Consider the following 12457-nt stretch of genomic DNA (forward strand, 5'->3'; position numbering starts at 1 on the left):
AAGACTAAAAATATAACAATACCTATCAAAATAAATCTGAGTATTGCCAATTCATTTATATCTAGATTGTAATTAAGCTCTTTCATTTAACTGCTATTATAAAATTCCGTCTTCTGTAAAAACCTGAATAATGAAATGCTCCATAAAGCGATTTATCTTAAGCAAATTCTTCTCTTCCTCTACCAATCCACTTCGTTTTAATGTTGCTATATGATGCGATAATTGCGGCTCTGAATGATTCATAATTTTATCCAGACTTTCTACAGTTAATCTTCTGTGTAATATCAACTGAATCAAAATAACAATCCAGGCAGACGGCAATCTTCTTAAAACATCTACTGAAGGAGGTTTTGGAATCGTCATCTTTAACACATTGTCCTCTACTTTTTCAACACAACTAATCCAAGTTTGTAAGGCTGTACCCACATTACCATTAGACAAATCGAAAGTTGCTGAGAATAGATTAGCCAGCTTCCATCTGGAAATTTTATCTTCCATGTCATCATCCAGCTTAAACTTCATTCCACTTGATTGATGTCTTAAAAGAATTATATCGCGGAGAGATTTTGCATCAAAAGGTTCACAGTCAATCACTTGCATAAAACTGTCTTCGAGCTTCACAGTTTTATTTATATAGCGATAAGTAATTGGGTTCATTACTACAATAAAGAAATATTGATGGCTAAACCTATCGGTAATATCCATTAGGTAATGGATAATATCATAACCATCTGGTGTTCTGCTCCACCAACGTTCCATATCTTCAAAAATAATTACAGAACCAGGCAAAATTCTATTAATCACACTATCAATAGAACCTCTCAATTTCAACTTTCTACCAAGTGTAGCTTTAAACTCTTTTAAATCTATGCATCCTTCAGATGGAGGATCAATTCTATAAATTTGTTCTTTCTTAAAGTGTTGATGGGCGATGTAATCTGCTAAAAATGTTTTACCCGAGCGTGGAGAACCTTTTACCAATAAAGAACCCGTACTTTTATTTTTAAATCGATCTACTGCTTTGTTGGCTAAAGCCAATTGTTTCTTTCTGCCATACCACAACTCATCGCCAGACAGGTGACCACTCAAAAATAGCTGCCCATAATAATAAGGCAAAGACTTAATGGCTTCTCTACTCGGAACTACCTTTTCTTTTAGGTTGATGATGTCTTCAACCAAAAAGCCTTTTTCTTGAATGCGAGTGAGTTTCTTTGCAGCTAGTAAACCTTCACTCCTTCTATAAATTAACTGTGTAAGGCTTTCTGTTCCCTTTTCTTTTACTTGTTCATACACATTTGCCACCCTACTAATTGCCTTAACTCTCGATCTGTTTCTGAGGTTAAAACCAATATTTGCAGAGCTTTTTACAATAGTATATGCATTAAATCGATCAGATACATCTGCAATTAACTTATCTGTTTTTACTAAAAATTCTTCTGATGATTTTTTAAGTGAAACAGAAAGCGATTTCATTTTTTTGGTTTCTTCCTGTATCAGTTTAATCAGCTCGTTTACTGAGTCATTTTGCTTTGCATCATCAGCTTGATTATCAATATTTTCTATACCGAAGTTGATTAATCTGGTAACGTCTTTTACCATTATACCAGCCTTTCTAGACTCATCTCTGAGTTTGCGCATTTCCACAATTAATGGCTCAATAAAGATCGTTTGCAAATGGAAGTTTGCTACTACAGAAGGTGAGAAACTCATAGAAGGAATTTCTTCTAACCTTTCCGGAGATGGATTATTCATCGCTTCCGGTTCTATGGTTTCCATCTCGTAAGGCAAGCTACCGGTCAAGTTTTTGAGGTCATCGAGTAATTGCTTAAAACTGCCATTTTCTGAGAAAAGCTGCATAGAAGGAGGTTGTATTTCTCCACCTGTTTCTCCCTTTTCGAGGTTACTCTTAATCCGCTGTAGTTTGGTTTGCAGATTCTTTAAAGGTAAAGTAGACTCCTGATAAATTGATTCTTGTAACTCCGCTTTATAATGAATTATTCTTTCTCTTAAACTATTCTGAAGTAGTTTTAAACTAACATCTAATGCCAGAAAACTTGTGTATAAACCAAGGTTTTGCCTGTAAACATCAGGAAAAGTAAGCCATTTTTCATACTGCTGTTTACCAGCCTTAATCATTTTAGGCTTATTATAATATTTAGAAGAAACCTGTAATTTATCTAGATGAGTTGCAATTTTTTGAAGGTCTCTAACAGTCTCAGTTACCAGAAAATCCTGATAACCCTGCATATCTGTAATTAGCTCATCATGTAACTCTTTTTGCAAAACCTGAACTTTTTTAATCTCTTCCTGAGCTTTGCTAAATGTATAATCTTTTTCATTAAACTGATTCTCAATTAATGTAAGCTTTTGAAAATACAGATTAATGTTCTTTTGGATCATCGCTATCAGACGAAAAGCATCTGTAGTAATTTTAGAAGCAAGCTGATCTTGATTACTTACTAGATTACAATAGATAAAATAATTAGAAACCTTGTCTAAAGGAATCTGTTTATTTAAGTCTGACTTAAAGGTTTTGGCATACATCTTTTTGTAAAAGCCAAATACTTTAAAAAGGTCTGGTCTGTAATCTCTCAGTCGATCATAATTGAAACTAATATTTTTCTTATTTGCATAAGTTCTAGAAAGATAACTAATCTCTCCTTGAAACATCTGCCCGCCAAGTTCCATCTGTTTTTTAATAGAATCAAGGTCATAATCTCGATATTTTAAAACCAGTTTTCTAAAATCTTCTAGAAACTTGGTGTGCACTTCAAGAACTTTAATTTTACCGTGGGTACCTCTTCTTCTAAACTTGTTTCTAAGGTCACTTTCTGTCTTTAAAACCAGTTCGTCAACCTCTTTTATAAAACAGCTTCTGATTTGATAAATATTACCCAGATAATCTTTAAAATAGGTAGAAATCGTTTTTTCAACTGAGTTTCTAAGGTTTTCAATCCACTCTGCCAATACTTCATGCTCTGGTAATTCGAGAGAAGTAAAATACAAATCAGTAGCAGCTATTTCATTTTCTTCAATTTCATCATCAACATTTCTTCTTGAAGCTGGTATTATTGGAGTTACCCCCATTTGCACATCTTTAAACTCCGTAGATGCACGATACATTACTATTGTACCAGTCTCATTACAAAGCTTGGTAGTTTCTTTATAGAAAGTGCTTTCTTCCTCTTCGTGAATATCTTTAAGCTCAGTAAATATCAAATCAGCATCAGCAGATTCCGATTTGATTAGCTCATATAAAGGCCTATTGTCGAGAAGTGTATTGATGGTTTTAATCTCGATTTGCATTCTAAATTCTTCTAGCAAATCGGTTATATTTCTTAGTACTTCGTTGCCATCTGTATCTATTGAAGAAAGGTGAATTACCATTCTGATTTTTGCATTCAACCAATCATCTGTAGTAGTAATAAAGCGAATCATGGTGAGAATAAAAGATAAGTTTCTACCTGAACCTTCCCACCAAATATCTACCTTTTCTCTCTTGCCAAAACCTTTCTTTTTCTCATAATCCATTACCAGAATGTTATAATCTAGTTCATGGAATTTTCTGAGCAATGGTACAAACTCACTTTCAGCCTTATGATTTCTCGCCCAGCCAATTAAAATCGTATTGGGTTCAATCCCTGAAAAACCGTAAGTTTCAGCAATGTTTCCCATTCCCTCATATACATTCTGGCTATAAAGCTGCCTTGCAAATATGCCTCTGTAACTTTCATTGCCATTCTTAGGCTCTTTATAATTTAATGCTTGGTCGGATTTACTTAATACCTCGCCTTGTTTACTTTCTAGCACATTAAAGTTTGAGATAAGCCCAAGCCTACCAACTAGTTTTAAGCCGAATTCTACTAAATATTCTCTCTGGTTTGCTGCTCCACTAAATAGTAAGATATTAGGTCTCCAATTTCTCTGGTCGTGTTCTCTTTTGCCTATTTTAAATAAAGCTCGCCTAACAATCTCGGCATATACTCCCTGCCAAATATTACTAAAGCCAAGGTTAATTTGCTTTTTAGTAAAATAGAAGAACAATGCACCGATAATCACAAACGAAATCAACATAGCACCAAAGTTCAATTTGAACATTACGGCGAATGTGGCCATTGCTCCTACTACACTTATAAATCGAGGGATTTTAAATTGCGGTCTAAAATCTGAACCAGACCAACTCTCTAAGGCACATGTAAAATTAATAAAGCCATAAGCGGTGAGGTAAAACATAGAAACGATTGGTGCAATCAAATCTAACTTGGCTGAATAGACACCTGCCTCTGCAATAATAAAGGTTAAAATAAGTGCATTTCTTGGTTCATTTCCTGCACCAACTCCTTTTGCAAACCTTTTGGGAGTTATTTTATCTACAGACATTGCTTGCAAAATACGAGGCCCACCTAATATTCCACCTAAAGCAGAAGATAATGTAGCCCCCCAAATTCCACTTACAACTAGTGGACTACCATATTTTGCTAATAGAGAAATTTTCGATAGGATGTTATAATCACTTAATAAATATTCTCTATCAATTCTAAATGCTAAGAAAAATGCTAAACCCAAATACACAACAAAACCAACTATTATGGATGCCATAGTACCTGTAGGAATGGATTTCTTTGGGTCTTTTAAATCACCAGACATGGCTACCCCCGCAGTAAAACCAGTTACAGCAGGGAAAAATATTCCAAAAATGGCTTCTATTGATTCTCCTCCATTGTAAGCACCAATGTTGGGGACACTAGCAATATATTCAGAATCATATAAGAACCCACCTGCAACTATAGAAATTACAGAAAGGAATATTGCTCCCATAATGTAGTACTGCGACTTAATCGCTAGAGAAGTACTAATCAGTGCAATAGAGGTAATAGTAACTAAGGTAAGAGAACCTGTAATTCTTAGGTTTCTAGTTACAATATGCTCAGGTGCATCGGGAGGGGTAAAACCAATTACACTATTAAAACTTTCACCAAAACCCACAATATACATAGATATACTCAGTGCAGTTGCAGCGTATAAAGCAATACCAATAGCACCACCTATAGGTAAACCCAAACTTCTGGAAAGCATGTAGTACAAACCACCTGCTTTTACTTTTTTATCTGTTGCGACTGATGATACAGAGAGTCCGGTGGAAACGGAGATGATGTGTGCAATAAGGATGATTGCTATAGTCCAGATGATACCCGCCTGACCAACGACCCACCCCAACCTCAGATACATGATTACACCAAGAATAGTGAGTATAGAAGGGGTAAAAACGCCGCCAAACGTACCAAATTTTCTAATTTGCGCCATGTTTAGTTTTCGTGAAAGTATCAGATTTCAAAGCAGTATACCTTGATTTGAGAAATGCCAAAAAATATAAGTAGGAGTTATTTAACAAAGTAACTGAATTTTGATAATCTATTGATGTTCTTTAATTCTTACAGTTTTGTTTACTAATTCTTTTACCGGGAAAACAACCTTTCCGTCCACAGTGTTTAATATTACTGAAATGTTTGTGATTTCTATAATCTCTCCTTCTAAATCATCAATCACAATTTTTTGCCCTACTTTAAAAGTATTTCTACTAAAAAAAGAAGAAAGGATATTGGTCATAATATCTCTAGATGCAAATGCATAAGATACAGAAGCAGAAAATAGAATTGCAGCCAAAATAATTGTAAAGTTAGATTTTAAAATGGCTGTATCGATTCCTGCTTGTTCTAGTGATGTTAAAGCAACAATAATGAGCAGAAAGTAAAATACTATATTGCTAATCAACTTACCGGCAGATAAACCAAGTGAAGATGTGGCAGCTCTTATAAAGTCTTTTACGAATGTAAGTAGGTATAAACCAATAATAAAAAAGAGTACTCCTGTAAATATTCTTGGCAAATATGTTACTAGGCTCATTACCAGCATTTCAGATAAAATATGCCAGCCAAAAGATTCACTTACAACAAGTATTGTTGCTAATATCAAAATCCAATATACCAATTTTGCCAACCAATGAGAAGGCAAAGTTTGGATTCCAGATTTCTCGTAATAACTATCAAAAGGATTGATTTGAACCAGTTTGTTGAGTCCTGCCGCTTTTAAAAATTTTTCAACAAGGTTTTTGATAACGACAGCAAGTAGCCAGCCGGCTATTAAAAGAAATATACCTAAAATTACACTTGGAGCCATTGCAAAGAATTGCTGCTTTAGCTGTGTAAAAAAACTCATTTCGAACATAAAAGCCAATTTATAATATGCGTAAAACTATACAAAATATTTTACTCATCTTCATTTTGGCTCGATGCTCCAAAGATTAAAGGTCGATAATCATTAATAAAGCTAATTTTTGCTAAAACAGCCGCTTTTCTGTACTCTTTCCAGTCTTTATTGAAGAAAGAATTTACATTATTCATCAAATTTGAAACGTCTCTTTCTATATCTTCGAGCACTATAATATGATTCTCTCCCAGCTTAATATAAGGACTGTTAAAATGCAATTCTGCATGAGATAACTTATCGTTAACTACGCCTGTTTCTCTTTTCACCCCCTGTACTTCTGCTACTTTTATTCTATCAATTAAATGCTGAAGTTTTACATCAATAGAATCTGTATAAGTTTTCATTTTAACAGATTCTTTATCATCATGCCCGACTAATCTCATGGTAACATTGGAAAGATTTTGTCTGGCTTCTTCTAATCTATCGAGAATAGCAGATGCACTATAAGTAGCTATCTCTAAACGAGAAAGCAGTTCCTCAAACCTTTTGTAATCTGGAACATCTTCTACTCTTGGGTCTGGTAAAACTTCTATAGATGTTGTCAGTCTTTCGTCGGCATAAAACAACTCTAGGGAATAAGTACCAGGAGAAACGGGAACACCTGCTGTCTCTGAGTTGAAATAACCTTTAAACTGGCCGGGAAGTTTTACAGATTTTCTACAGAGCTCCCAATAAAACCTGTTGATTCCTTCATTTACAATTACAGTAAAAGTACGGATTACCTCGCCTTGCTTTCTAGATATTTTAATGGTTGCAAGTGGTTCATTTTTTACTGGATTAGCATAAAATGAAACAGCCACTCCTCTATCTTTATTTTCACCAGTAAACATATCAGCAGAGATCACATCAGACTCATCTGGTGAAGCATAAATTGACTGAATTGCAGGAGCAGGCTTAAATAAGTGAATTGGTTTAGAAACAACTTCGTGGTGGTGGTTGGCATAGTTTCTAAGTGGACTTATATCATCAATTACATAAACAGACCGACCAAAAGTTGCTATTACCAAATCGTTAGTTACCTTTTGCAAAGCCATATCACTCACTGGTACTACAGGAAAATCTGGCTTAGGCCACTCCTGCCATTCTTTTGCACCATTTACTGAGAAGAGCAATCCAGTTTCTGTTCCGGCAAACATTAAATCTGGTGCTTCTGGGTCTTGCAAAAAAGTAAGTGCATAGCCTTTCATATCTGTTTCGTCAGCTATTCTATGCCACGACCTACCATAATTATCTGTAAAGAAAATATAAGGTTTAAAATCATTCATTCGGTGATTATCCATTACCAAAAAAGCTTCATTTGCTTTGTATGTTGATGGAATAATCTGGTTTACCCAATTATCTACAGGACAAATTTTCTCCGATGGATTTACATTTTTCCAGCTTTTACCCCCATCTCTAGTCACATATACCATTCCGTCGTCTGAGCCAGTCCAGATTACTTCTGGCGACAAAGGACTTGGTGCAATAGCCGTAAGCGTTGTATAATTTTCTGCTCTGGTGGCATCTATGGTAAGCCCACCACTTTCCATCTGTTTCTGTCTTTCTGGATTATTGGTTGTAAGATCGGGTGAGATAATTTGCCAACTATTACCCTCATCTTCGCTAACATGTAAATATTGACTACCTACATATAAAGTATGTTTATCGAATGGATCTTGCGCCATAGCAGCATTCCAGTTCCACCTCAGTTTTTCCCCTTTTGGATGCACAGGTCTGATTTCTGTTTTGAGTCCTGTTTGTTTATCAAATCGAATAATATTTCCACCTTGCCACATTGAAAAGCCGTATCGGCTATTTTCAATTGGAAAAGCATCAAACCCATCACCAAAACCTATATTCTTCCAGTCTGCATTTCTAATTCCTCCTTCTTTTAAAACATAACCTGGCCCACTCCATACGCCATTATCTTGCATACCCCCGTAAACCTGATAAGGAAAATCATTATCTACATTTACATGATAAAACTGACCTAAAGGAATATTTCTAATGTATCTCCAACTAGCTCCTTTGTCGTAAGTGATTACCAAACCACCATCATTTCCATCAATTATATGATTGGGATTGTTTGGGTTTATCCAAAATGCATGATGATCTCCATGAGATTTTTCACCAGCTAAAAATGGCCTAAAATTTCTTCCTCCATCACTACTTACAGAAACCATTGTCCATAAATTATATAACCTGTTTTTATCTAGCGGATCAACAAATAAATCTGCATAGTAAAAAGGGCGTGCACCTACATTTCTATCGGTAACTTTATTCCAAGTATCTCCTCCATTTTCTGAGCGATATAAAGATGTATTTTCAGATTCTATTAGTGCATAAACTATTTCTGGATCAGATGGGGCAATTGCCAAACCTATTCTTCCCAATTCTCCCTCTGGCATGCCATCTTTAGGTTCTTTTTTCTCCCAAGTTTTACCGGCATCGTAACTAATATACATACCGGAACCTTCACCACCAGATTTGAAAATCCATGGCCAACGCCGGAAATGCCACATACCGGCAATCAATTTACTCGGGTTTTTAGGATCCATTACCAAATCACCAATACCAGTGTTTTCATTTATATAAAGTATGTTATCCCATGTATTTCCACCATCTGTTGTTTTATAAACTCCACGGGTCGTGCTTTCTCCCCACGCTGTACCTTGAACACCAACATAAACTGTATTGCCATCTACCGGATCGATAATGATTCTATGTATATTTTTTGAACCTTCTAAACCAACTAGTTTCCAAGTTTCTCCACCATCTTCAGATTTATATATACCATCGCCAGAGTTTTGGCTGTTTCGCGGGTTTCCTTCGCCAGTTCCAGCCCAGATAACACTTGTATTGTTTGGATCGATGGCGAGTGCACCAATAGAAGAAGTTGTTTGCTTATCAAAAATTGGTTTCCATTTCACTCCTCCTCCTTCTGATTTCCAAATACCGCCAGAAGCTGTGGCAATATAAATAATGGTTTCATCTATGGGAGAGACTTGAATATCGGTAATTCTACCACCCATTCCTGCAGGACCAATTGAACGGGGATTCAGTTCGTCTACTAAAATATTCTGCTTTATTTGAGCATTTGCAGAAAGCGAAAGTAGTACATGTAGAATGAAAAAGTAAACTAGAGTATCTTGTTTAAGCCAGTTAAATCTGATAAACATCTTCTATTTTTTAAAGTTAGTAATTGAGCTTATAGAGTTCAGTCTGCAAGTATAAGCTAGTGTTGTTTATAGCAGAGATATAAAATTACTTTGATTTATACTTTATTAAAAATGAAAATCTGTTTTCAGATCAAATATTTCTTAATACTTACAATTATGTAAAAATTCCTGATTGATGTGAAATTCAAAAAACCACCAACCTTAAAAATTGTTTAAATAAAAATGGGTAGTTTGACTAAGGAAGTAGTTCACTCTCAAGAAAAACTGGGTTAAAAACACAAAGAATTTCACTTTCTCAAAAAAAATAATGTTATACGGTTTAATAGTTAGATCATTATTTTGTAAAATAGTAGATAAATTAGAAAATAACTTACGAGTTATTTAAACTGGTAAATATGATTGTGAAAGGTTGAATGGGAATCCATGTCTAAGAGAACTATACACCCATTTTTCAATTGCAAAATCTGCTCGAATAGCAATTATTTTTTTCGCATTTCTTCTGCCTACCTTTTTAAGTACTCAGTAAAGTTGTTATTCATATTCATTTAAATTTTACAAAAATGAATTAAAAGTAATAACCTGAATATAAAATAATGGACTTTCAAACTAGCTATATTATCAAAACACTATCAATAACAAATCATACTGAAGGCTTTCGATCTTCTCTAACAACAGTAACTACCTCAACAGTATACCACCACTCTTTGGCATTAGCTATTATCTCAAGATTATTTCCTGCAAACAGATTAAGTAAATCACTAACTGTTTCTGGAAAACTAATTATATGGAAAACAGAAATAATAACTATTTATCAATTCTGTAGGCGATGTTATGAAAATACAGTATTGTATTTCTCTAATAGAATTGCAGAACTCACCAAGTCAACTTTAAACTTTTTTTACAATTTGCATTACTCAACGCCTGAATTGATTACAGGCAAATTATTTTCTGGAACCCAAAAAATTGAAATATGAAATGAAAGAAACTTAATTATTTGAAACAAGACCTGAAAAATAAATGACAGTTCATCAATCAAATTGTTGTATGAACAACTAAGAAATTAATTTAAAAGACAAACCTATAAACTCTTAAAAAAAATGAGCAGAATAAAGAATCTAGAAGATTATTCAGTAGCATACCGCGAAAGTGTAGAAGACCCAAGTAAATTTTGGGGTAATGTTGCTGAAGAGTTTACATGGAAAAAGAAGTGGGATCAAGTGCTAGATTGGAACTTTGAAGACTATTACTGTAAATGGTTTATTGGGGGTAAATTAAACATTACTGAAAATTGTATAGATAGACACCTAGAAACTAAAGCAGACCAAGCTGCAATTATTTGGCAACCAAACGATCCGCATGAAGCACCAATCACTTTCACCTATGCTGATGTGCACAGAGAAGTGTGTAAGATGGCAAATGTGCTAAAGTCTTATGGAGTAAAAAAGGGTGACAGAGTTTGCCTTTATATGCAAATGGTACCTGAGTTGGCTTTTTCTGTTTTAGCTTGCGCCAGAATTGGAGCTATTCACTCAGTTATATTTGCAGGTTTCTCTTCTCATGCATTAGCTAGCAGAATTGAAGATGCCAATGCAAAAATGGTAATTACTGCTGACACTGCTTACAGAGGAGCAAAGCAAATACCTTTAAAAGAAGTTGTTGACGAGTCTCTAAATGCTTGTCCTTCTGTAGAAACCTGCCTTGTATTAAAAAGAACCGGTGAAGAAATTTATATGAAAGAAGGCAGAGATGTTTGGTTACACGAAGCATTAGAACAAGTAAGTACTGAAAACGAAGCTGAAGTAATGGACTCAGAAGACCCATTATTCATATTATATACTTCAGGCTCTACAGGTAAGCCAAAAGGTGTTGTACATACTACCGGTGGTTACATGGTTTACACTAAGTACACTTTCGAAAATGTATTTCAATACGATGAAGGAGATACTTATTGGTGTACAGCAGATATTGGTTGGATTACCGGACACTCGTATATTGTTTATGGTCCATTATTAGCTGGTGGAACTACTTTGATGTTTGAAGGTATTCCGACTTGGCCTGACGCAGGTAGATTCTGGAAAATTATAAGCAAATTCAAGGTAAATCAGTTTTATACTGCCCCAACAGCTATTAGAGCATTAATGGCTCAAGGACTAGAAAATGTAGATATTCATGACCTTAGCTCACTTAAGGTTTTAGGTACAGTAGGCGAACCTATTAACTCAGAAGCGTGGCAATGGTATTATGAACATATAGGTAAAAGAAAATGCCCTATCGTAGATACATGGTGGCAAACCGAAACTGGTGGTATGATGATTTCTCCAATTGCCGGTGTTACACCTACTAAGCCAACTTATGCTACTTTGCCACTACCAGGCATTCAACCTGCACTACTAGATTCGGAAGGTAAAGAAATTGACGGTAGAGGTGTTGAAGGAAACCTTTGTATCAAACATCCTTGGCCTTCTATACTTAGAACTACTTGGGGAGATCATGAGAGATGCAAATTCACCTATTTCTCTACTTACAAGGGATATTACTTTACAGGTGATGGCTGCCGTAGAGACGAAGATGGTTACTATAGAATACTCGGTAGAGTTGATGATGTAATCAACGTTTCTGGTCATAGACTTGGCACCGCAGAAATTGAAAATGCTATTAACCTGTATTCAGCTGTTATAGAATCTGCGGTTGTTGGTTATCCACACGAAATTAAAGGACAAGGTACTTATGCTTATGTAATTTGCGACCCAGTTGCTATTGAAGAATATAGCATGGAAGAATTGAAAAAAGGTATTTCAAGTATGGTTGTAAAAGAAATCGGACCAATTGCTAGACCTGATAAAATACAAATTGTTAGAGGTTTACCTAAAACAAGATCTGGAAAAATTATGCGTCGTATACTTCGTAAAGTTGCAGAAGGTGATACTTCTAATTTGGGAGACACTTCAACGCTACTCGATCCAAGTATCGTAGAAAGCATTAAAGAGGGAGCAATTAGCTAATTGCTTTCAAATTAATTAATCGAAATATCA

At 35.1% G+C, this 12457-nt stretch carries 5 protein-coding genes; 2 read left to right on the top strand and 3 right to left on the bottom strand.

The features are described 5' to 3' along the window. Window positions 1-96 precede the first annotated feature (96 nt). The 3 genes from OQ292_RS01285 to OQ292_RS01295 all read right to left on the bottom strand — a co-directional run bounded on the left by OQ292_RS01285 (window position 97) and on the right by OQ292_RS01295 (window position 9425). Window positions 97-5304: a hypothetical protein gene (locus tag OQ292_RS01285; protein ID WP_284684238.1), complete on the bottom strand. Its 5208-nt coding sequence runs from the start codon at window positions 5302-5304 to the stop codon at window positions 97-99. Between the two features lie 108 nt (window positions 5305-5412). Beyond that, the gene (locus tag OQ292_RS01290; protein ID WP_284684239.1) at window positions 5413-6216 is read right to left on the bottom strand and encodes a mechanosensitive ion channel family protein; all 804 of its coding nucleotides are present in this window, start codon (window positions 6214-6216) and stop codon (window positions 5413-5415) included. Between the two features lie 50 nt (window positions 6217-6266). Continuing rightward, window positions 6267-9425, bottom strand: coding sequence for a sialidase family protein (locus OQ292_RS01295; RefSeq protein WP_284684240.1), 3159 nt, complete (start codon window positions 9423-9425; stop codon window positions 6267-6269). A gap of 593 nt (window positions 9426-10018) precedes the next feature. On the opposite strand from OQ292_RS01295, the gene OQ292_RS01300 reads away from it, so the two are divergent. Continuing rightward, the gene (locus OQ292_RS01300) at window positions 10019-10399 is read left to right on the top strand and encodes a hypothetical protein (RefSeq protein ID WP_284684241.1); all 381 of its coding nucleotides are present in this window, start codon (window positions 10019-10021) and stop codon (window positions 10397-10399) included. Window positions 10400-10522: 123 nt separating this feature from the next. Then, window positions 10523-12427, top strand: coding sequence for an acetate--CoA ligase (gene acs, locus OQ292_RS01305; RefSeq protein ID WP_284684242.1), 1905 nt, complete (start codon window positions 10523-10525; stop codon window positions 12425-12427). Window positions 12428-12457: the final 30 nt, after the last annotated feature.

It is taken from the genome of Chondrinema litorale, from assembly GCF_026250525.1.
Taxonomy (GTDB): Bacteria; Bacteroidota; Bacteroidia; order Cytophagales; family Flammeovirgaceae; genus Chondrinema; species Chondrinema litorale.

Excerpts from the sequence above, each read along its gene's own strand:
- OQ292_RS01300 (WP_284684241.1), top strand. The coding sequence starts at position 10,019 with ATGGACTTTCAAACTAGCTATATTATCAAAACACTATCAATAACAAAT.
- OQ292_RS01290 (WP_284684239.1), bottom strand. The coding sequence starts at position 6,216 with ATGAGTTTTTTTACACAGCTAAAGCAGCAATTCTTTGCAATGGCTCCA.
- acs (WP_284684242.1), top strand. The coding sequence starts at position 10,523 with ATGAGCAGAATAAAGAATCTAGAAGATTATTCAGTAGCATACCGCGAA.
- OQ292_RS01295 (WP_284684240.1), bottom strand. The coding sequence starts at position 9,425 with ATGTTTATCAGATTTAACTGGCTTAAACAAGATACTCTAGTTTACTTT.
- OQ292_RS01285 (WP_284684238.1), bottom strand. The coding sequence starts at position 5,304 with ATGGCGCAAATTAGAAAATTTGGTACGTTTGGCGGCGTTTTTACCCCT.